Below are 22838 nucleotides of genomic sequence, written 5' to 3' on the forward strand. Positions count from 1 at the left end.
TGAATATACACCTTTGCAAGTTTAACATTTTCATTACATTAACTATTGCGCATTAATTCCGACAAATCAATAAAACTCAAAATATGAATCGGTAAAATTAAACAATACAACACATAACCCCACGCAAACCCAAGATGGTAGAGATATACACCAACATAAAATCCTAGGCTTATCTAAAACTAGATGAGTTGACTGGCCATCATGCGTTTGTTATTCAATTCAGCCGCTTAGCTTGGTTCTAAGCTATAGCCAATTATTTGTAATAGTTGGCTTGAATGTCCTTTTCCCCTCCCCAATATTTCTATTACAATCAGAAACAATCTCAACGTACAGTGAGCCCCACCTCGCCTAAGGCGTAGCTCGGGTAATGCTAATGGAGCGCTAATGAGCAACGTAAAACACTGCAACCTACTAATTCTTGGTTCTGGCCCAGCGGGCTACACCGCGGCAGTTTATGCTGCACGTGCCAACCTAAAACCAGTACTGGTGACCGGTATGCAGCAAGGTGGTCAGCTAACCACAACAACTGAAGTTGAAAACTGGCCTGGAGATCCGGAAGGTTTGACCGGCCCGGCATTGATGGAACGCATGAAAGAGCATGCAGAACGTTTTGAGACTGAAATGCTGTTTGATCACATCAACGAAGTGGATTTCACTCAGCGTCCATTCCGCCTAAAAGGCGATAGCAGCGAATACACTTGCGATGCTTTAATTATCTCTACAGGTGCATCGGCTAAATATCTTGGTTTAGAGTCTGAGGAAGCGTTTAAAGGTCGCGGCGTATCGGCGTGTGCAACTTGTGACGGTTTCTTCTATCGCAATCAGAAAGTCGCCGTTGTCGGTGGTGGTAATACCGCCGTTGAAGAAGCCTTGTATCTTTCAAACATTGCCGCTGAAGTGCATCTTATTCACCGTCGTGATAGTTTCCGTGCGGAAAAAATCCTCATCAACCGTCTAATGGACAAAGTTGAAAACGGTAATATTATTTTGCATACCGACCGCACTTTGGAAGAAGTTGTGGGTGACGATATGGGTGTAACAGGCGTTCGCTTGAAAGATACCCAATCTGACACCATCGAAGAGTTAGCTGTAATGGGCGCATTTATCGCTATTGGCCACCAGCCAAACACCGCGATTTTTGACGGTCAATTAGAAATGAAAGATGGCTACATCGTTGTTAAATCAGGACTTGATGGCAACGCAACCCAAACCAGTATCGAAGGTATCTTCGCTGCGGGTGATGTCATGGACCACAATTACCGCCAAGCAATCACTTCAGCAGGTACGGGCTGTATGGCCGCATTGGACGCAGAACGCTACCTCGATAGCCTAGCTGACAAAGCGTAAAATCGCCCTCAGCCGAGTTTACTCACATTTTTTCACTAAATCCCTAAAGCCCTGCGGTATTACCGCGGGGCTTTCTTTTGTATACTCAACCGTTCACAAATAATAAAAAACAGCAGTAAGCCTTCATAATGGATAAAAAGAAACAACGCGGCTTGAACAAGTGGCTTCGAGAGCAAAGTAAACTGGCTAAGCGCTGGCTACTCCTTGCTGTCGGTTTAGGCGTACTTTCAAGTGTTCTCCTTTTGGGGCAAGCAGCATTGCTCGCTTCCATCCTTCATCAATTGATCATCGAACAAGTCGATAAGTCAGCGCTTATTGGCCAGTTTGTCACATTAGCGATTACCATCGCGTTGCGTGCCCTATGCTCATGGGGACGCGAAATTGCTGGTTACCGCTGTGGTGAACAAATTCGTATCTACATTCGCCAGTTGATTCTCGACAAACTGCGCGAACTCGGCCCTGCTTACATCAAAGGTAAGCCCGCAGGCTCTTGGGCAACCCTCCTGCTTGAGCAAGTGGAAGAAATGCACGATTTCTTCGCTCGCTATCTGCCGCAGATGTCTTTAGCTGTCATGGTGCCTTTTATTATTCTCGTGGTCGTCTTCCCAGTTAACTGGGCTGCCGGGGTAATCTTCTTACTCACCGCACCATTAGTTCCGCTATTTATGGCTTTAGTCGGCATTAAAGCGGCCGATGCGGGACAAAAAAACTTTAAGGCCTTGCAACGTCTCTCAGGTCATTTCTACGATCGTCTACAGTCGATGACCACCATTCGCTTATTTGACCGCACCAAAGCAGAAACAGAATTGATGCAAGGCGCTTCCGAAGTGTTCCGCTCACGCACAATGGAAGTATTACGTATTGCCTTTCTCTCTTCTGCAGTATTGGAATTCTTTACGTCGATCTCGATTGCCTTGACCGCGGTTTACTTTGGTTTTGCCTTCATTGGTGAACTTAACTTTGGCGGTTATGGCGCAGCCGTGACTCTGTTTGCCGGTATGTTTGTTCTGATCCTTGCCCCTGAATTTTATCAACCGCTTCGCGATCTCGGCACCTTCTATCACGCCAAGCAGCAAGCCGTCGCCGCTGCAGAAAGTATCGTAGAATTTCTAGATACTGATGTTACTGCAGTAAAGTCAGGCGATAAGCCACTGCAAAATCCAAACGACATCACCATCAAAGCAACTAATTTAGAAGTGTTTAGCTTAGAGGGTAAGAAACTGCTCGGCCCTATTACGTTTGAATTGCGTCCACAACAAACCACCGCTCTCGTGGGTCCAAGTGGCGCGGGTAAAACCAGCTTAGTGAATGCGATTTTAGGCTTTTTACCTTACCAAGGATCTTTAACCATTAATGGGATTGAACGTACCGAGCTGAACCTAGCCGATTGGCGCAAACATATTAGTTGGGTTGGACAAAACCCATTGTTGGTGCACGGCACGATTCGTGACAACATCACGCTAGGTAAAGATGACCTTAGCGAAGCAGTCATCAAGCAAGCGTTGCAAGACTCGTTTGCCGCTGAATTTGTTGACCTACATGGCCTTGATTATCCGGTCTCTGATCGTTCTGGCGGACTTTCCGTTGGTCAAGCGCAGCGTTTAGCACTAGCTCGAGCCATGCTGCAAAATGGCCAGTTCTGGCTATTAGATGAACCAACTGCCAGCCTTGATGCGCGTAGTGAACACCTTGTTACCCAAGGTCTCAATAACCAAATCCAAGAGCGAAGTGCACTTATCGTGACGCACCAACTGGCCCCTCTGCAAAACGTGGAACAAATTCTGGTTATGCAAGACGGCCAAATCGTTCAAGCCGGAACGTTTGAACAGCTCTCTCAAACCGATGGCTTATTCCAACAAATGTTATCTGCCAATCAAGCCATGCAACACAGCAACGAGGGGAACTTAGATGCGTGATTTACTTCCCTACTTAAAACTGTATCGCAAACATTGGTTTGGCCTTACTTTAGGTATGCTACTTGCGCTGCTTACCGTCGGCGCTTCTATCGGTTTGCTCACGCTTTCCGGTTGGTTCTTATCTGCGGCAGCAGTGGCAGGTTTAACCATCGCCCGTGAAACGTTCAACTACATGCTGCCCGGAGCTTTTGTCCGTGGCTGTGCGATGGGTCGAACTGCTGGTCGTTGGGGTGAGCGCGTTGTTAGCCATAATGCAACGTTTAAACTGCTCACTGATCTGCGTATTTTCTTCTTTAAGAAACTTGCCCCTCTTGTGCCGGGTAAAGTGGCTAATTTACGTGATGCTGACCTGCTTAACCGCCTAGTCGCTGATATTGATGCAATGGACCATGTCTACCTGCGTCTTATCAATCCCGTTGTGGTTGGCGTGTTCGGCGTTGCTGCCTTAACCGCAGTTTTATATTGGTTTGATGCCACTCTTGGTTTAACTCTTGGCGGCATATTGCTGACTCTTCTCATCGTTTGGCCAGTTTTATTCTACAAATTAGGCAAACGTAACGGCAGTGAACTAACGCAAAACAAAGCCGATTTTCGTATTACCACACTAGATTGGTTACAAGGCTACAGTGAGCTGACCCTGTTTGGTGCTGAAGAGCGCTACCGCAATGCGATTTACTCTGCGCAGGAAAAGCTGCTAAAAAACCAACTGGTCAATGCGCACTTCTCTGGCTTGGCTCAAGCGCTATTGATGCTGGCAAATGGTTGGACATTAGTTCTGATGCTTTGGCTTGCCGCCGATGGTGTCGCGGGTGCCAAACCTGATCCAATGATTGCTCTATTTGCTTTCGCGACGATGGCCAGTGTTGAACTGCTAATGCCGATTGCAGGTGCTTTCCAGCATTTAGGTAAAACGCTGACCTCAGCTCGCCGCCTTAATGAAGTGATCTTAGCCGAACCAGAAGTTCAGTTCCCAGAAAGCCCAATAGCTCATGATGGTCAGTTTAGCGTCGAATATCGTGATGTTAGCTTCACCTACCCTGATGGCCATCAACCCGTTGTGGAGCAAGTGAACCTTCATATTCCAGCAAAACATCGCATGGCAATTGTTGGTCAAACGGGTTCAGGAAAATCAACCCTAATCCAACTGTTGACGCGTTACTGGGATGTGAATCAAGGACAGTTACTGATCGCCGGCAAACCGATTCAACAATGGAGTGAATCGCAACTGCGTGCCGCCGTTACTGTGGTCAGTCAACGTGTTGATGTGCTAAATGGCACGTTACGCGACAACTTAATCCTGGCTAAACCGGATGCTGATGACGAAGAAATCAGCCTCGCCCTGCACAAGGTCGGCTTGAGCAAACTATTACAAGGCGATACTCCAGAGAAAAGTGGTTTAGACGCTTGGCTTGGTGATGGTGGCCGTCAGCTTTCTGGTGGTGAAAAGCGCCGTATTGGTATTGCTCGTGCATTGCTGCATAACGCGCCAATCCTACTGCTAGATGAACCAACTGAAGGTTTGGATAAACAGACTGAGCAACAAATCATGCGCCTGTTTGAGCAGCACTTCGCTGATAAAACCGTGCTGTTTATTACCCACCGCTTGGTCAATCTCGACAAGATGGATACGGTGTGTCTGATCGAAGATGGTCACGTCATCGAGCACGGTTCGCATCATGATTTATTAACGCAAAAAGGCCGTTATTACGCGCTTAATCAAACGCTATAACTAATACAGGCTAACTGCCACTGACTCACCTCAAAGGCCGAACTTATTAATTCGGCCTTTTTCCTCACTCTGCTCTTCTCGCTCTCGCTTCTTTCTTCTCAATTCTGGATTCTCAATTCTCAATTCTCAATTCTCAATTCTCAATTCTCAATTCTCTAGAGTTATTTCACCCCTTCGCTTGTGAAAATCGCTTTTTTAGCACAAGCTGATAATTAACATATTTATAACACCCATTAAATCGATGAGATGATGATAATTGGTGAATGAGATTACCAAGATTGCCTCTTAACGAACGGTCAAACAACCAAGGCATATTCACCTCATCGAACAACAATACAATTCAAGATAAAAGCTCTATAGAAGCCCAGCAGCCAAGCTAACCAGCAATGACTGATTTCTTCACTGTGACGACCTTAGCAGAGCACAACGGCCACCAAAGGCACCGCTAAGTGATTCAATAAGGAGATTGGAAATGACAAGCTTTGCTTTGCATTTTGACCATGATGAATACCAACAGCGCTTGGTTAAAGTTCGTCATTCGATGGCAGAGAAAAACATCGACGTATTGATCATTCACGACCCGTCAAACATGTCGTGGTTGACGGGATACGACGGTTGGTCATTTTATGTGCCTCAATGCGTGGTGATTGGCCCATCTGACGATCCGGTTTGGTTTGGTCGCTGCCAAGATGCCAATGGTGCTTACCGCACGGTCTATATGTCTGCCGAGAACATCGCCTATTACCCCGATCACTATGTGATGAATCCACCGCTACATCCAATGGCCTATCTCGTCGAGAGTGTTCTACAGCCAAGATTGTGGGATCGCGGCAGAATTGGGGTGGAAAAAGACAACTACTATTTCAGTGCCACCGCGTTCGAATCTCTTAGCGACAATTTGCCTAATGCCAGCTTGGTTGATGCCACAGGGCTAGTGAACTGGTGTCGTGCAGTCAAATCAGAGACTGAACTTAACTATATGTATCGCGCCGCGCGGATTGTCGAAAACATGCATAGAGTCGCTTTTGACATGATTGAGCCGGGTTTGCCAAAACATCATTTAGTCGCTGAGCTCAATCGCCAAGCGATTTTGGGCCATGAAGATCATTTTGGCGATTACACCGCAATCGTGCCGCTATTACCTTCAGGAGCCGATGCCTCCGCTCCCCATTTAACCTGGGATGATCGCCCTTTTCGTAAAGGTGAAGGGACGTTCTTTGAGATCGCCGGAGCGCATCGGCGCTACCACTGCCCGCTTTCTCGCACTATTTTTCTTGGAGAGCCCAGTGACAAATTCAAACGCGCCGATCATGCCCTAACAAAAGCCTTAGAAGCGGGTATCGACGCGGCCCGACCGGGCAACACCTGCGCAGAAGTGGCGCAAATCCTCAATCGCATTCTCGATAAAGCAGGATTCTCACGCCAAGGCGCTCGTTGTGGTTATCCCATAGGCTTGAGCTATCCACCCGATTGGGGCGAGCGCACCATGAGCCTGCGTGATAGCGACAACACGATTTTACAGGAAGGCATGACCTTTCATCTCATGCCGGGATTATGGTTTGAAGATTGGGGGCTCGAAACGACCGAAAGTATCGTGATCACCAAGCAAGGAGCCAAAACTTTGTGCGACTTTCCTCGTCATCTTTTTATCAAACATTAAACCTCTACATCCAGACGTAACAGCAAGGAGAACCGCTATGCGCTTAGATAAATACGACATGAAAATACTGCAAATTCTTCAGCATGATGGCCGTATAACTAAGTCGCAATTGGCGCAGCAAATCAACCTTTCCATTAGTCCTTGCTGGGAACGGGTGAAAAAACTGGAGCAGGCAGGCATCATTCAAGGATACGGCGCCAAAATCTCACTTAGCGAAACCAACAAGTGCACCACAGTTCTCGTGGAAATTTCGCTGAAACAGCACAACGCACAAGCGTTTAAACAGTTTGAGCAACAAGTCATTAAAACCGATGAAGTATTAGAATGTTACGCAACCGGGGGTGGCATTGACTATGTTGTAAAGCTGAAGTGTGCTGACATCGACCAATACCAACGTTGTATCGACCGCTGGCTCGAATCTAATATGGGCATTGAGCGCTATTACACCTACATTGTGACTAAGATCGTCAAGCAACCAAAGCAAGTACTCGCCATCAATGAGGACGAAGCCAGCGTCATTCACCATTCCGAAGCCACAACGCGAAACTAGATCAAATTCAGCCAGCCAACTCGAACCATCAACTCACGAAAACGCACGCTATTTCAGAAAATTCACCACGTTTAACGCTTATTACAGAAAAAAATCACACCGCTTCTCGCCTAAGGTTTAACTATGAAAGCCGTTGGCTTGGTGTCTCCTTCAATCGGCCAGCTTCTTTCAAACGGTGAGTACACGCCATGATTATCTAAAACGTTTTACCGCCTCTCGGCTGTCGCTGTACTCACACTTCTCTGTTAGAAAATAGACAAGTTGGAGGATTTGCCATGAGCACAGCTCGACGATTTGTTATTGAAGAAACCAAAGCCACACATGAAATGATGGCCGCCCTTACAGATGTGCGTCTGGTCCGTAACCTTGCCTACATTAATGGCAAGTGGATAAGTGGCGAGCAGTTTAATCCCGTTTATAACCCTGCCAGCGATGAAATAGTCGGTTACTCAACACAACTCAGTTGTGAGCAAATGGAACAAGCGGTTCTTGAGGCCGATAATGCCTTTAAACCTTGGCGACAATTACAAGCCGACCAACGTGGCGAATACCTGATGCGCTGGTACCAACTGATTCTTGAAGCCAAGCAAGACCTCGCCCATTTGATGGTGATAGAGCAAGGAAAAACCTACAACGAAGCGCTGGGTGAAGTTGAATATGGCGCCTCTTTTGTCCGCTGGTTTGCCGAAGAAGCAAGGCGCAGTTATGGCGAAACCATTCCCAGCCACATTCCCAACGCACAACTCTCTACCATTCGTGAGCCCATTGGCGTAGCGGCGCTCATTACCCCGTGGAATTTTCCTAATGCGATGATCACCCGTAAAGCCGCCGCTGCTATGGCGATTGGCTGCCCTGTATTAATCAAACCTGCCAGTGAAACGCCCTTTTCCGCACTCGCCTTAGCCGAACTCGCTGACCGAGCGGGTATTCCCGCGGGGATATTCAATATCGTAACGGGTAAAGCCAGCACTTTTTCTCATGTCGTGTGTCAATCCGATAAGGTCAAAGCGCTCTCCTTCACTGGCTCTACACCGATTGGCAAGCTGCTACTGAGTGATGCCGCCAGCACCGTTAAAAAATGCAGTATGGAATTGGGGGGCAACGCGCCGTTTATTGTCTTACCCGATATGGATATTGCCCAAGCGGCTCAGGCTGCTGCTGATGCAAAATTTCAAACCTCAGGTCAAGATTGCCTTGCTGCGAATCGCATCTTCGTTCACCACACTCACTACGATGCCTTTCTTGAACATTTCGCTCAACATGTTGAGCAGCAAGTGGTTGGCAACGGTTTAGACCCCGATGTCACCGTTGGCCCGCTGATTAATCGCAAAGCGGCTGAAAAAGCGATGCAATTGCTCAACGATGCACTGTCAAAAGGGGCGCGCATCGTCGCACAGAGTCCTTCTGCAAAAGGTCATACTTCAACCAGAGGTAACTTCTTCCCACCGACGCTTTTAGCCGATGTCACACCCGATATGGCGGTGTATCGAGAAGAGAATTTCTGCCCGTTAGCGGCAGTGTTGCCTTACCACGATATAGACCAAGTAATTGAAATGGGTAATGACACCGAATATGGCCTCGCCGCCTATGTCTATGGTCATGATATTCACGATATATGGCGCTGCATGCGCGGCTTAGAGTTTGGCATGATCAGCGTAAATTCGGTGAAAATGACCGGTCATCCCATTCCCTTTGGTGGCATGAAACAATCCGGTCTTGGCCGCGAAGGTAGCCAACACGGCTTTGATGAGTTCAGCGAAATTAAATATTGCTGCTTAGGCGCGCTACCAACCGCTAGCGGCAGCTGAATATAAAAATAAAGTGGTGACTCGTTTCACTTTAAAATTTTCACAATGCCTCTTTCACCATAAAAAAGGTGACGTAAAAAAGTAAATCTAGATAACGCTGCGGTTGTAATCTCCCTCTCGATTGAACCCGTAGCCCGACAATTAGGAGTGTTTTTAGATGGATAACAAAACTCAACAATTGCTCGATAGCGATCGCCAGCATGTTTTTCATGCCTCAACTCATCTTAAACAATATGCGCATGGCGAAGTTCCGGGTCGGATCATTACCGGCGCGAGTGGCATTCGCATTCATGACTCCTGCGGCAACGAATTAATCGATGGGTTTGCTGGTTTATACTGCGTCAATATCGGTTATGGCCGTGAAGAAATGGCTGAGGCCATTTACGAGCAAGCGAAAAAACTCGCCTACTATCACACCTATGTCGGCCATACCAATGAAGCGCTGGTTACATTGTCTGAGCGTATTATTAATATGGCCCCTTCAGGCATGAGCAAAGTGTATTACGGCATGTCTGGTAGCGACGCAAATGAAACCCAACTCAAACTGGTTTGGTACTACAACAATGTATTAGGTCGCCCTGAAAAGAAAAAAATCATCTCTCGCGAGCGAGGCTACCATGGTTCAAGCATCGCTTCTGGCTCAATGACCGGCTTACCGCTGTTTCACGCCCATTTTGATTTGCCGCTTGAGCGCATTAAGCACACCATTTCCCCCTACTACTACCATCGCCGTGATGATTCAATGAGTGAGCTAGAGTTCTCCGCTTATTGCGCTTATCAATTAGAAGCGATGATTCTTGAAGAAGGTCCAGAAACGGTCGCGGCCATGATTGCCGAACCGGTACTAGGCACAGGAGGAATTGTCCCACCACCAGAGGGTTACTGGTCTGCGATTCGCCAAGTGCTTGATAAGTATGATGTGTTATTAATTGCCGATGAAGTGGTGTGTGGTTTTGGCCGCATCGGCTCGCCATTTGGCTCGATTCACTATGAGATGCGTCCCGATCTTATCACCATTGCTAAAGGGCTCACCTCGGCTTATCAGCCGCTTTCCGGGGTAATTGTTGGCGATAAAGTCTGGCAAACATTGGAAAACGGCACCGATAACTGGGGCGCATTTGGTCACGGCTATACCTACTCAGGCCATCCGCTGGGCGCTGCAGCCGCCAACTGTAATCTGGACATTATTGAACGGGAGAACCTAATCCAAAAAGCGGCGGACAACGGTGCTTATTTACAACAACGCATGACAGAGACCTTTGCTGAGCACCCCATCATTGGTGATTCACGTGGTGTAGGGATGTTACACGCACTAGAGTTTTCATCACAGAGAGAGCGTCGTATGGCGTTTGATCCCAACATGAAAGTCGGCCCAATGATTGCTGCTGCATGTGGCGAAGCTGGACTTATCGCCAGAGCAATGCCTCACGGCGACATTTTAGGCTTTGCTCCTCCACTCATCGCCACCAAAGACGACATCGACATGATCGTTGATAAAGCCCATCACGCCATCAACAAGGTCACCGATCATCTGGTCACCAGCAAACAATGGCAAGTGATTAGGCTTGATTAGAGTAAATGAAAAAGGCCAGAAGAATCTGGCCTTTTTCATTGTTCCATAACCGGCATTCGCCGTTAGAAAACTATTCTTGCAACTTGTATTTATGCAGTAAGTCGAGCGGGATATGGCAGTAATCGTTAGGGTGATTTGTCAGCCTATCTTGATGCTCTAAATCACTCTTAACGTAATTGAGCATTGGCAAGACTTCCACGACGATCTTGTCTGCGTCACTGCGCTGCGCAATATACTGTTTTACTTGAGAGAGATGATCGGCGTTGGTGCTATAGACGCCCGTTCGATACTTCTCGCCCACATCATAGCCTTGCTTATTAAGGCTATATGGGTCGATGATCTCAAAGAAAAAATCCATTAACTGAGCTATCGACACCTGCAGGGGATCAAACCGTGTACGCACACATTCCGCATAACCATCATAAGGCGTGCTTGTTGTATCACTGCTGCCATTCACTCGTCCGGCTTCCGTGCTCATCACTCCCGGTAGGTGGCGCATAAATTCTTGTACGCCCCATAAACAACCACCAGCGAAGTAGATTTCTTGCATCATCGTCTCCAATAAAACTGAGTATATAGGCTCAAATCGTTTACCAAGCAGCCCTTTCAGCCACCGTTTAAATTAGCCTTTACTGGGTTGGTTAGGCCACCATTTCCTGCCTAAATGCAATAAGCTTAAACTGACCATAACCCATCCACAGCCGATGAGAGTATCGATAAATCGCCACTGAATCAAAAACTCATCGCCGCCACTTTGCAGCATCGCCAAATCGACCACCAGCAGCACAAACATACTCATTAACCAGCTAAAAATCATGTAATTTTGACGAAGAAACATCGGCATAAAAAGGGCTGATAACACAATAGTAAGGGACAACAGTGCGCTCGGAAAAAAGACCACCACAATATAGGCACTGATCACCCCCAACAAGGTTCCGACAGTTCGCATCCAAATCTTGCGCCAAGCGGTCACGGTATCCACATTCATCACAAATAGAACCGTCAAACCAACCCACGAGACATGCTGAGCATTAAGCCATTGAGCACTCAAAATCGAAACCAGAACAGTGATCGGTAGCGTCATACCATACAGTGGGCCATTGATCTTCCCAGAACGTAGTTGTTGCCATTCATCCACCAGTGACCACCCATTGACCTGAGTGGCAAAATAGCGAGCTTGTAGAATGGTTAGAATCAATGCCAATACTCCGCCACAAAAGAAAGCAACACCCGTCATCAACGTAACCGGGCTTCCAACCGCCTCAAGTACAAACGCCGCCGCGACAAACTTTCCTAGTAACGAGAAATATTTTTGTTCTATTGTTGGCTGACCAGCCAAATAACTGATAACCACAAGCACGATAATCGCCAGTTCGAAGTGACCGACCAATAACGTACCCACAGCGCCGGCGAGTATGACTAATGCCACTCCGCCGATCATCGCTATCGCTTGATGCTTAACATGGCTACGAGGATCGAGCCTCAAGGTAAATAGAGCGCCAAGAGTAATAAACACCACAATTTGGCTTTCTATCCAAGGTTGTAATAACAGAGGCAACCCAACTGCAGTTGCATATAAAACGCCGCGAATCCAATCATCTTTACTTGGTTTTGTTAGCACTACGATCTCCAAGTATTTTTTGCGCTAGTGAGTGGCAAAAACATCTTCATTTCGATACTCGAAGCATGACACAACAACGGAAAACCACAACAACGAACAAACCATGAGTATACAAACAGCCCCGTACAGAGAGCGGGATAGTCTAAGCAACCACGCTCTTTGGGAAAGGCGGTTAACCAACTGCACGTTTGCTGGCAAGCTTAACGACCTGCTTAGTCCACTTATCTCTTTGTACCGTCGTAGAGTTAATGACAGGGCCAATGTAAGTCGCAGAGACACGTTTGAAGCCACTAAATTTTAGAATAGTACGCTCTAGCTGCTTAACCACTGGATTACCTTGAAACCAACGATAGTAAAATGGTGGAGAGTCCATGGTGACAATCACATCAGCAGTGCGCCCTTTGAGCAACCTCTCCGGCATGGTTTTATTCTCCAAGAATTTGAAGGCGAAGCCAGGTAAAAAGGTTCGGTCAATTAAACCTTTCAATTTAGCAGGCATTCCGCCCCACCAAACGGGTAAAACAAATACCACATGCTCCGCCCATAAGATCGCTTGTTGAAAGTCGACCAAATCCGGCTCAAGCGCCTGAATCTCGTCATAGCCACTGGTCAGGTCACAATCAAACTCAAGCGCATGTAACGAGATAAGTTTCACTTCATTATGCTTGCTCGAAGCGATATAACTGTTAGCCAGTTCAGCGCAAAAACTGTCAGGTTTTGGGTTACCGTTGACGACCAAAATTTTCTTACACATCATATTACTCCCTATAAAACCATAAGCTTACCGCTTGTCCTATAGGGCAGAGTCAATGCTTTTTAAGTAGGATTTAAACACTTTTCGATTTCAGAACGATACTGCTCAACTTTCTCTTTCTGCCTCGCTAATGCCTTCATATCATGATCAATTCGATTTAGCTTCTCAGCCAACAATTCAATCGCTGCGTGCCAATTCAGTTCATTTCGTTCAACCATTAGCGAGCGCAAATCAGACAAACTCACGCCAAGGGTTTGCGCGTCTTTGATCAAGCGGACAAATTTAACATCACGCTCATCATAAATTCGATAGCGGCCTTGCCGCTTAATATCAACCAGTAGCCCGAGTGATTCATAGAGCCGAATCGCTTTAGGCGAGGCTCCTGACCGTTTTGCTATTTCACCGATATACACGTTATTACTCCATGAATATTGAATACGCTAAGCACGAAAACATCTCGTAAACACTATATATTCGCAATTACTTTAATGAAATCAATTCACTTTAAACACTAAGCGCGCTTCATGCTTTCATTACTCTCCCTTTAGTTTTGTCATTCCTCTACTTAAGCGCAGGTAAATACGCTAGAATGCGCGCCATTCTCTTTGTATTGAGCTTTTACTATTAATGACTACTGCGACAACACCAGCCAACTTTGCTGAACTAAACCTGATTCAACCCCTGTTAGCACGACTAGCTGAGCTTGAATATCAACAACCTACACCGATTCAAGCGCAAGTGATCCCAAGTGTATTGGCAGGCCGTGATTTGATCGCTGGAGCGAACACAGGTTCAGGTAAAACAGCCGCTTTTGCGCTACCAATGTTGCAGAACATTTTCATTAATCAGCATCCAAGCCTTTACCGAAAAAATAACTCAGTCACTGGGCTTATTTTGGTGCCTACTCGTGAGCTGGCAAAGCAAGTGGCGGACAACATCAAGTCTTACGCGACTCACTTTAATGGCGCGATGAAAACCGTGTGTGTGTTCGGTGGTGTATCGGTAAACAGCCAAATGCTCGCGCTACGTGGCGGGGCTGATATCTTGGTGGCCACTCCGGGTCGTTTACTTGATCTGATTTCAAGCAATGCCGTTAAACTCGACCGAGTAAAAACCTTAGTACTGGATGAAGCAGACCGCATGTTAAGCCTTGGTTTTACCGAGGAACTGTCGGAGCTGTTGGCACTGCTACCAAAACAGAAGCAGACCTTACTGTTTTCAGCAACCTTCCCTGAAGAAGTGCAAGCGCTAACTCAAGAGCTATTGAATAACCCTGTTGAAGTGCAACTGCAAAGCAGCGAAGCTAGCACGCTTGTTCAACGTGTGTTTACCGTAGATAAAGGCAAAAAAACCGCGCTGCTGGCTCACCTAATTAAAGAAAATGACTGGCGCCAAGCACTGATTTTCGTGAATTCGAAAAACGGCTGTGAACATCTTGCCGACAAGCTCTACAAACGTGGTATTTCTGTCGAAGTATTCCACGGCGACCAAAGCCAAGGTGCGCGTACTCGCGTATTGGAAGATTTTAAAGCGGGCCAGCTTGATGTACTTATCGCTACTGATATCGCAGCGCGTGGTCTGGATGTGGAAAAACTGCCTGTGGTTATCAACTACGATTTACCACGCAGCCCATCAGATTACATGCACCGTATTGGCCGCAGTGGTCGTGCTGGCGAAGTGGGCTTAGCGCTATCGCTAATCGATTACGAAGATTACCACCACTTCAAAGTGATTGAGAAAAAGAACAAAATTCGTCTTGAGCGTGAGCAAGTACCGGGCTTTGAAGTGGACGAAACCATTACTGCTGCCATGCTTGAGGCAAACAAGCCAATGGCAAAACCAGCAGGTACGGGCAAAAAGAAACGTAAAAAGAACCAAGCAGCTCAAGGTGACGTTTGGTTGAAAAACAACTAACAATCACAGTCTACATTGCCTATCGCGAGTATGCAGAAACACTTGCCCACAGCAAATAGACAAAGATAAAAGCAGCCATTGGCTGCTTTTTTGTTATTACGCAACTTTTTGTTAATACACCTCTCTTAATGGCTGCTACTAGACTCACGTCCTCGCGAGTCAATGGCGATCCGTAAAGCTTTTAACGGCACTACACCGCGAATATAAAAACCTAATTCAGATTGATCGCCATAGAGTACATAATTCGTCTCATCAAGTTCATACCATGCTTGCGTAATGCAAATGAAACCACGTGAGGTGCCTTTGATATAATCGCTCTCAATTTTGTAGTCGCACTCTTTTGTCGCTGGCAGATGATACGGCGTGACAATCTCGACCTTCTTATGTTCTGTGCCCATCCATTGCGTATAAATGGAAGGAAGAGCATAAGCGGCAGAGACCCAATACAGCATTAATAAAAGGCCGCCACCAAACAGAGATTCCACTACCTTCAAATAACGATTATTAAAATGCGGCTTAAGGATCGACATTTTTCGACCATAAATGATCGTCACTGCCATCAGCAATATCGCGACACCCCCACCGAATATTTGTACCGATTTAATCGGCACAAAATCACTAAACAGCCCGATGAGACCTAAAATCATCGTCACGCCAAGCAAGAAGGTAATCGCCTTCTCAGCGGTGCTTTTCTTTTTCAACTCGTTCATTGTCCACTTACTGCTAAACCCAAGGCTAAAACACCATGACATGATCCACTAAAATTCGACCATCACGCTCAACCATGACCATTTCTGCGACATACTCACCGTCTACTTTGCTGAACGCCTGCTTCCAAACAAGAGCGAATGAATCTGGTCTGCGAAACAAAGCCACACGCTCACGTTGTGTAAAAAAGCCTTTCTCGTCTTGATAATGAACACAAACCCGTTGGAGATATTCTGCCGTCACAATATCCCGCATTCTCTGGGTAAAATCTCGAGTATGCTGAGCATGATCAATCATCGTAGAACCCGCCATTAGATTGTCCATCAGATCATCGGCGATCTGCCACACTCGCTCGTCTGACATGTGCGCAAAATTCATTCTCACGTCTCTGTTTTGGGATTTTCGCCAAGCCTGCCACTGTCGTGGAATAAGCACAACTCGCAAGTGACCGTCATTGACGAAAATGGTCTGTAATGCGCGAAGAGTCACAAAGGCTAAGCGATCGACAAAGCCAAAGCGCAGCTGAGGTCGACGCCAGCGTAAGCAAAAGTACCGCTATACTGATAAGAAACAAAGTAAATAAGGAGCGATTGAGGCGTGATGATGAAAACAATAACAACCGCTAAACTCAGTTTGCTGCTTACGTTCCTCATGGTGTTCTCGGCCGCACCATCCATGGCAGAGAACGACACACTCGCCAACATTAATGTCGGGACATACAGTTGCCCACCCTTTGTGATCATAGAGGGTGATGGCAGCTACTCTGGATTAAGTCTGTTTTTGTGGCAAGAGATCGCCTTAGATCTCGGCGTAAGCTACAACATCACCGATCACGGCCTGAGCGAATTGATCGATGATGTCGCCAACGGCTCATTGAATGTCGGTGTATCCTGCTTGTCCATCACGCCACAAAGAGAAGAAATCCTCGATTTCTCCCATTCATTTTACGAAACCCATTTAGCCATCGCCGTTAAGCAGCAAGGCTACCTCGCTTCTATCGGTAACATTTTCACCAACACCAAACTGCTCTATATCATCGGTTTTGTGTTTGTGCTTGCCGCGATCGTTGGGGTTATTTACTACCTACTAGAACACAGGATCAACGACAAACTCTACTCCATGCCGGGTAAAAAAGCGCAAATGGTCGAAGGCTTTATCCTTGGCTTATTGTTTATTACCAAAGGCCCCTTTAACTATTTTGAATTTAAGACCCTACCAGGGCGAATACTCACCGTCTTTTTGGCAATTTTTACCACCTTCTTTATTGCTAGCGTGACCGCCGTGCTCGCCAGTACTTTCACCTTGGGGCTGCTTAATAGCGACATCAAAAACGTTAACGATTTGGCCAACATGTCTGTCGGCGCGAAAAAATCGTCGACCTCTTCTGAGTACCTGATCTCTCAAGCGATTGTGCATCGTACTTACGCAGATATAGACCAACTTTTACAAGCACTCGACGGGAATGAAGTCGATGCCATCGTTGCCGACGACGCGGTGCTCAAATACCTGATTAAGCAAGCCAAGGAACAAGGCCAATACGAACAATTAACGGTGCTACCGTATCGATTTGAAAAACAAAACTATGGTCTCGCGATTGAAAACAACAGCCCATATCGAGAACAAATTAATCGTGCGCTGCTCAAAATCCGTCACAGCCCAGAATGGCGACAAGTACTGCATGAATACTTTGCTGAAGAATGAAGATGACCACGAATTTAGCCATTTTCAATTTGAGCGCTCTTTCCTTGCGTCATTCGTCCCGATGACAGACCATTGGATTGCTGTATTTACATTCACTTTTTATGGTTATAATGCCTGATTGGAAATAACGATAAATGCTCGCGAGCTTTGCCATAGAGACTCGCCATTCACACTAAAAGACTGACTATGAATTTTGATATCGATGCACTGAAACACCACCAACTGGTCGAAGATGGTCAACTAGAGGGGTGTTACATTCATCAGCCTGTACAGGGCAGTCAACCAAACGACGACGCGGTTGTGGCAGAGCGCCAAGCGCTGGAGAAAATGGGGCATAAGGTAGTACAGGTTCAAACCAAAGGCGGCACAACAACGTTTGCCGAGGCGATGCAACAATTTGCGAAGAAGACAGGCCACCAGCCCCGCTAATTGTCCCAACATAGAATCAACCTTGTTAATGATAAGCTCGGCGCTGCGCGGCCATGACCATGTTGAACACTCGCAACATGGAAAACTCATTCACAGAAACCTAGAAGTAATCATAGATGTCTAAAGATTTCGATTTCACTACAGAATATTCACTCGACAAGCCTTTCTTTGCTGAGTGTTATGATCAAACAAGCCAACCCGTTAAATTCCCACACGCGTATTTAAAAGGACTGCTCTTTCTTATTTTTGGTGTGGTTTTATTAGCGTTTGAGCTGTTACCTAACGGTTATGTTGGTTGGTTCTTTATCGTATTGAGTGTTGTTGAAGCCTTCAGTGTTTATTGCAAGCGCACATGGTGGTTATGGCGACAAACCATAAGCTCGAGCCGCATGAGAAAAGTGCAACTGCAAGTGAATGCTGATGGTGTGACTTATAAAAGTGGCAAAATCAACCGCAAACTCGGCTGGAGTGAAATCGACCAACTTGAACAAACCGATTTAGGTTTCATCCTGCATATCGGTAAACAACGTCAATACGTGAGTAAATCTTGCTTAAATGAAGAAGTGATCGCGTTCATGGTTGAGCAGCACGCCGCATCACAATCCAAGTAACCTTATTGCGCCTCGCGATAAAGTAGTACCTAAAAGCAAGTCATCACTTTCTTAGCAAACAAGGCGAATCGATTGGTTCGCCTTGTTTGATCTTGGGCTTGGTGAATTAAGAGAGGCTATCCCGCTTACTGACTGACGTAATAACTTTCTTTGGCCTTGTGAAAACGGGAGTCTAAGAACTCCCAAGCGCCCTATTTCCCCATCATTCCCGCAACGACGGAAAACTCTTTACTTCGTCATGCTCGCGAAGGCGGGAACCTAGTGCGTATCGAGTTATTGTTAGGTGAATGATTATTTAGGGGCTGAATTTTGCGGCAATGGTTTGCGACCGTGTTTTACGGATGTTTTTTAAGCTTATGAAAACTCGGATTCTATCGTCCAATCAGAGACTTTAACTGGCTTTGCGTAGGAGGGGGTCTTAATCGCGACAATTGCGTCAATCACAGACTGATGAAAAAAGACGATGAAGGACTCAAATGAGGGCCTAAACACCAGCCTATTTTCTAACGCAATCGAGTTTAACTTTTCGAAGTCAAAACCGACCTCATCATCCAAAATATTAATGATGTTGTAGCAGTGAAGATAAAGGTAATCTTTATCAATAACCTTAGCGGGAACAAGCGAATTCTTATATAGATCCAGCTCAACTAAAGGTTGCGCATAGTCCATATCAAAGAGCAGCTTAGTGCTCGCCGAAATGTCGAATGCTGCGGCGATGGGTTTAAAGGTGTGCAGACTTTTGCATTCAAAACTAGCCGGGATATTTGTTAATATCGCTTGGTCTCGCAAAATCCCCAGTCTGCGAGTATCGTTCATATTGACGACAAAATTGACTTTAGAGTAGTCATTTGAAAAAACATAATACTCATCTTTAATTGGCATTGTCGGAACCTGTCTTATATAAGTTTAGTGGATGAGCGTATTCGCCTACTCGGTTAGAGATTTGCACTATCTTTGATAATCCTTGCAACGCTAATTTATCCATATCATTGACACACAATTGCCCAGCCCCTTCTCCGCGGGCTGTTCGTAACTTCGAAGTGCCCTGCCTTGTTAGGGATGCCAATTCGTCGATTTCAACTTACTGAATAATTTTCAGTCCATTCGAGTAATAAAAGTTTGCTCGTCATCTACAAAAGCGACAAAGCCGCCGTGGTAGATAAACACCCGACCACGCCCCTCAACTAGGCAAGCAAGCTGTGGGTCTAAATCTTCTTCGTTATTCTTGCTTTGAAATGTGCCGACATCGGTGATTACGCCGCTGAGTGTCGGCAAATATCCATAACTGCGCTTAGCTTGATCAATCAGGCTCAATTCACTAGTGCTAGAGAAGCAAGACGGGATCGCCCCTGCATCTTCGATAAACATCGTTTTCAGTTCTTCAAAAGCGGTAATCACCAGCCAGTCGATGCCGTTAACATGATGGATAAACATAGGGTTTCTCAGTAATTCTTTTGCGGCGATTTTATCACTATCAGCGGCGAACGTCGTAAAGATTTCGTGGCTAAAAATGGTCATTAAGCACCACTTTAGGCTATTCACTCCAGCCAACTTAAAACAGCTTATTGTTCCTTTTAGCGTTAGGCCTCGAAATGTGGTTTCAGTTAGTCAGCAATTTTAGACCTCCCAAAAGTAATACGAGATAAACACACGATCTGACTCTATTCCCTCATGCCACAACTTGCCACGTAAAAAGTATTCAAAATCATCAGATGCCGATATATTAGATGGTATTGTTTTTAAATAAATTTTGATTGATAAAATGACTGAAGCACATACTCTCACATTGAATGATGTGACGTTTGACAAAGATACTGGCGCCATAGAGGAATATAGTGCCGATTATAAGCAGATCGTGATCCCAGATAATTTTGAAGGCACACCTGTAAGGTTAATTAAAAGTTATACTTTTGAAAACAAGTCATTAATCAGCGTCTCCTTACCTGAATCTCTGACGTTTATTGATTATAGAAGTTTTAAAGGAAATGCCTTTACGACAATCACTTTCCCTCAATCAAAGATTAGCATCTCTTATCATGCGTTCGACGATGGCGTAGTAAAAATTGTAGGCAATAAAAGCCCAAAATGTTTATCTTTTAAAAATGATAATTTAAATATATTTAACGACTCTGGCATGATTACAAATGAAATTAGCGTGTCGGACATCTGTTCTTTAGACAGTTTAAATCTCATTGCAGATATTTACGTCAAGTTATCAGAAAAAATTAATGAGAATATAGCCAACCATGGCATACAGGCAGAATATAGCTTACTTGAATATAGCATCCGCGTCATAACCAAAGATGGCTTTAGCGATGAATCGTTCTTTGAACATTTCATTGGTCATCCAATGTTAGAGTTAAAAGTGGTTAATTTTATTCAAAATGTAAATGAATGGTGCCGAAACCAGAGTGCGACTATTTGGCAATGTGATGACCAACCTTTAGCCGAACATGCTGCTTACATTCTTTCTATGCATGACGAAAAATATATCCCTCTGTATTGTGAAGTGATACTACTCAATGACATGGACCATGAGTGTTATCAAGCAGAACACATTGAAGATTTGATAGCAAAGTACGGCATATGTGAAAACACACTTCTCTTGATTGCACATCGCCTCGGTGGTGCTCGCGGGCAGTGGGGTATTAACCATGCTGACGCACATCAAGAAGAAATGTTTACCTTATTCGTGGAAAAACCAGAGCTAAAAACGTTCTTTTTAAATACGGCTGTAAAATCAATTTATGATTCCTGCGGGGATGATAAGGATTATTTTGAAGAGCTTTTAGAGTATGCAGCCGATCTAATTGACGGTGATAATGAAAAATGGTTGAACTCTCAACTATCACCATATAAACAATGATTTTATAACAAGCAAATACACTCTGGTTGTTATCCATATTGAACAAACAGTTCACAATAGGTAGATATATTTACCAAAGCTGTTAGTGGTAAGTCGTAAAGGAATTTGTAGAGCATGAAAAAGGCTATAAATATTATTTTTAATGGTTTAATCGTCGTATTTTTAGCCATTTTGACACAGGTAGGAGCACTCACCTATCTGCTCTCAACCCTAGTATCTAAACTGTTTAAAATTAAATATTTCTCATACAAGGTTTTGCTTAACATCGCTCTGTATGCGTTGTTCACATTCGCTTTAGTGCCTATCATTGCGCCGTTTTTTTGGTAGAGTGGCCATTACCAATACTGCCGTGTTGAAACCTTGGAGTTACTGGGTAACCGTCGGATTAAATCGAAATTATGTGGTGCCCGAGTTAGAGCAAGTATTGCAAAAATTATCTAAGGATATGATGACCCAGTCACCGAATGTTATCCTATATTATTTGGACGCTGGCTTTCCATTTTTTGATAAATACCCGCTTTTACCACACTTAAGTCACCATGATGGCAAGAAGGTAGATTTAAGTTATCTCTATCAAGATGAGAAAGGAAACTTCACCAACCTAAAACCGTCAATCAGCGGCTATGGTGTGTTTGAGTCCTCTGATGAGAATGAATATAACACGACCCGTTTTTGCAAAGAAAATGGTTACTTTCAATATGATTATCCTAAGTTCCTGACGCTAGGACAAACCGATTCAAAGTTAACTTTTTCCAACCAATGGAATAAAAAGCTGATGCACAGCATTCTTGCTAATGACGCCGTTACTAAGGTTTTCATCGAACCCCACTTGGTAAAAAGACTCGGCTTAATTGATAACCGAATTCGATTTCATGGATGCGGTGCCGTTAGGCATGATGATCATATACACATCCAAATTTAGGCTCTATTATTTGAGACAGGTTGATTATCGCCTCTAGCGGTAGATGCTCTTATTTCTCATTAACCTTATTATATACTTAAGGTTTCATAGCTACCTTACTATTACCTTTTTCGTTATGGATAGAAAATGCAAAAATTAGTTGATAGTTTAAAACTATTGTTCCAAGAATATGACTGTGAAATTGAGCCAACTTCTAATAATGCATTGAATATATTTAGATCGAAGGCTAACGCTCTCTCAGTACCAAAAGACGTGATAGAACAGTTAATAGAATTTTATGTACACTTTTACGAAGTTCCTTGTCTAGATTCACTGACACTCCATAGCTGTGACGATAGCCAATTATTTGAGTGGTGGGGAGATTCCGAGATTTGGCTAGGCTCAAGAGATTATTATATTTTACGTTGGTCTGCTGACAAAAATAGGTTTTGCGTTGGCGATTCAAGTAACGTGAGTTTTGGTGAAGAAGAAGAATTTAGCTGTCTATCAGAATCCATTCTGTACCTAGTTAATGTGTATAATTAGTTTTATTGAGTACGTAAGGATTTAATTTACCGTGAAATAACAGCGTCAGGTCTAGCCTTTTACCAGCCAAGAATTTCGCCATTACGTCATTCCCGCGAAGGCGGGAATCTGGTGCGCATCGACTTGTTGTTACGGGAATGACAAACAGGGAGTATATGAGTAAAGATTGAACGTCATCTAACTCGTTTGTGCCCGAAGGTTTGT

General features: G+C 45.0%; 22 protein-coding genes. 14 read left to right on the forward strand and 8 right to left on the reverse strand.

The genetic code is table 11. The features are described 5' to 3' along the window. Positions 1-384 precede the first annotated feature (384 nt). The 7 genes from trxB to RH86_RS14955 all read left to right on the forward strand — a co-directional run bounded on the left by trxB (position 385) and on the right by RH86_RS14955 (position 10583). Complete coding sequence (trxB, locus tag RH86_RS14925; protein ID WP_009386933.1) at positions 385-1347, forward strand: thioredoxin-disulfide reductase; 963 nt, start codon at positions 385-387, stop codon at positions 1345-1347. Between the two features lie 128 nt (positions 1348-1475). Further along, complete coding sequence (cydD, locus tag RH86_RS14930) at positions 1476-3263, forward strand: heme ABC transporter permease/ATP-binding protein CydD (RefSeq protein ID WP_009386934.1); 1788 nt, start codon at positions 1476-1478, stop codon at positions 3261-3263. Next, on the forward strand, positions 3256-4992 hold the full coding sequence (cydC, locus tag RH86_RS14935; RefSeq protein ID WP_009386935.1) for a heme ABC transporter ATP-binding protein/permease CydC: 1737 nt from the start codon (positions 3256-3258) through the stop codon (positions 4990-4992). Before cydD ends, cydC begins: the two co-directional genes overlap by 8 nt. A gap of 472 nt (positions 4993-5464) precedes the next feature. Continuing rightward, complete coding sequence (locus RH86_RS14940; RefSeq protein WP_009386936.1) at positions 5465-6652, forward strand: M24 family metallopeptidase; 1188 nt, start codon at positions 5465-5467, stop codon at positions 6650-6652. A gap of 37 nt (positions 6653-6689) precedes the next feature. Beyond that, complete coding sequence (locus tag RH86_RS14945) at positions 6690-7202, forward strand: Lrp/AsnC family transcriptional regulator (protein WP_009386937.1); 513 nt, start codon at positions 6690-6692, stop codon at positions 7200-7202. 275 nt (positions 7203-7477) lie between these two features. Then, positions 7478-9010 carry an NAD-dependent succinate-semialdehyde dehydrogenase gene (locus RH86_RS14950; protein ID WP_009386938.1) on the forward strand — a complete coding sequence of 511 codons (1533 nt, stop codon included), beginning with the start codon at positions 7478-7480 and terminating at the stop codon, positions 9008-9010. 157 nt (positions 9011-9167) lie between these two features. Further along, positions 9168-10583 carry an aspartate aminotransferase family protein gene (locus RH86_RS14955; protein ID WP_009386939.1) on the forward strand — a complete coding sequence of 472 codons (1416 nt, stop codon included), beginning with the start codon at positions 9168-9170 and terminating at the stop codon, positions 10581-10583. 70 nt (positions 10584-10653) lie between these two features. Here the strand turns inward: RH86_RS14955 and RH86_RS14960 are convergent, their stop codons facing one another. The 4 genes from RH86_RS14960 to RH86_RS14975 all read right to left on the reverse strand — a co-directional run bounded on the left by RH86_RS14960 (position 10654) and on the right by RH86_RS14975 (position 13371). Next, positions 10654-11133, reverse strand: coding sequence for a peptide-methionine (S)-S-oxide reductase (locus RH86_RS14960; RefSeq protein ID WP_009386940.1), 480 nt, complete (start codon positions 11131-11133; stop codon positions 10654-10656). 72 nt (positions 11134-11205) lie between these two features. Continuing rightward, positions 11206-12204 carry an FUSC family protein gene (locus RH86_RS14965; RefSeq protein WP_009386941.1) on the reverse strand — a complete coding sequence of 333 codons (999 nt, stop codon included), beginning with the start codon at positions 12202-12204 and terminating at the stop codon, positions 11206-11208. A 172-nt stretch (positions 12205-12376) separates the two neighbouring features. Beyond that, positions 12377-12961, reverse strand: coding sequence for an NAD(P)H-dependent oxidoreductase (locus RH86_RS14970; protein ID WP_317623643.1), 585 nt, complete (start codon positions 12959-12961; stop codon positions 12377-12379). A gap of 59 nt (positions 12962-13020) precedes the next feature. Then, positions 13021-13371, reverse strand: coding sequence for a MerR family transcriptional regulator (locus RH86_RS14975; protein WP_009386943.1), 351 nt, complete (start codon positions 13369-13371; stop codon positions 13021-13023). A 214-nt stretch (positions 13372-13585) separates the two neighbouring features. On the opposite strand from RH86_RS14975, the gene RH86_RS14980 reads away from it, so the two are divergent. Then, a complete protein-coding gene (locus RH86_RS14980; RefSeq protein WP_005596549.1) occupies positions 13586-14872 on the forward strand; it encodes a DEAD/DEAH box helicase in 1287 nt (428 codons plus the stop codon). Positions 14873-14997: 125 nt separating this feature from the next. Here RH86_RS14980 and RH86_RS14985 read toward each other — a convergent pair whose 3' ends face one another. Together RH86_RS14985 and RH86_RS14990 are read right to left on the reverse strand one after the other, a co-directional pair. Continuing rightward, positions 14998-15582: a hypothetical protein gene (locus RH86_RS14985; protein ID WP_009386944.1), complete on the reverse strand. Its 585-nt coding sequence runs from the start codon at positions 15580-15582 to the stop codon at positions 14998-15000. Between the two features lie 25 nt (positions 15583-15607). Beyond that, positions 15608-15958 carry a hypothetical protein gene (locus RH86_RS14990; protein WP_009386945.1) on the reverse strand — a complete coding sequence of 117 codons (351 nt, stop codon included), beginning with the start codon at positions 15956-15958 and terminating at the stop codon, positions 15608-15610. Between the two features lie 225 nt (positions 15959-16183). Here RH86_RS14990 and RH86_RS15000 point away from each other — a divergent pair, with 225 nt between their 5' ends. From RH86_RS15000 to RH86_RS15010, 3 genes are all read left to right on the forward strand, one after another. Then, on the forward strand, positions 16184-17281 hold the full coding sequence (locus RH86_RS15000) for a transporter substrate-binding domain-containing protein (RefSeq protein ID WP_139047659.1): 1098 nt from the start codon (positions 16184-16186) through the stop codon (positions 17279-17281). Between the two features lie 186 nt (positions 17282-17467). Further along, complete coding sequence (locus RH86_RS15005; RefSeq protein WP_009386948.1) at positions 17468-17710, forward strand: hypothetical protein; 243 nt, start codon at positions 17468-17470, stop codon at positions 17708-17710. Positions 17711-17826: 116 nt separating this feature from the next. Further along, positions 17827-18321, forward strand: a complete 495-nt coding sequence (locus RH86_RS15010; protein WP_009386949.1) for a YcxB family protein — start codon at positions 17827-17829, stop codon at positions 18319-18321. A gap of 354 nt (positions 18322-18675) precedes the next feature. On the opposite strand, the gene RH86_RS15015 is transcribed toward RH86_RS15010, so the two are convergent. After that, positions 18676-19203: a hypothetical protein gene (locus RH86_RS15015; protein ID WP_009386950.1), complete on the reverse strand. Its 528-nt coding sequence runs from the start codon at positions 19201-19203 to the stop codon at positions 18676-18678. Between the two features lie 213 nt (positions 19204-19416). Continuing rightward, entirely contained in the window at positions 19417-19755 is a 339-nt protein-coding gene (locus tag RH86_RS15020; protein WP_005596540.1) for a hypothetical protein, read from the reverse strand. A 328-nt stretch (positions 19756-20083) separates the two neighbouring features. Here RH86_RS15020 and RH86_RS15025 point away from each other — a divergent pair, with 328 nt between their 5' ends. From RH86_RS15025 to RH86_RS15035, 3 genes are all read left to right on the forward strand, one after another. Next, complete coding sequence (locus tag RH86_RS15025) at positions 20084-21187, forward strand: leucine-rich repeat protein (RefSeq protein WP_009386951.1); 1104 nt, start codon at positions 20084-20086, stop codon at positions 21185-21187. A 307-nt stretch (positions 21188-21494) separates the two neighbouring features. Then, entirely contained in the window at positions 21495-22109 is a 615-nt protein-coding gene (locus tag RH86_RS15030) for a hypothetical protein (protein ID WP_139047660.1), read from the forward strand. 126 nt (positions 22110-22235) lie between these two features. Then, complete coding sequence (locus RH86_RS15035) at positions 22236-22634, forward strand: hypothetical protein (protein ID WP_009386954.1); 399 nt, start codon at positions 22236-22238, stop codon at positions 22632-22634. Positions 22635-22838 lie beyond the last annotated feature (204 nt).

The organism is Vibrio sp. N418, from assembly GCF_000222565.1.
GTDB classification, from domain to species: Bacteria; Pseudomonadota; Gammaproteobacteria; order Enterobacterales; family Vibrionaceae; genus Vibrio; species Vibrio scophthalmi.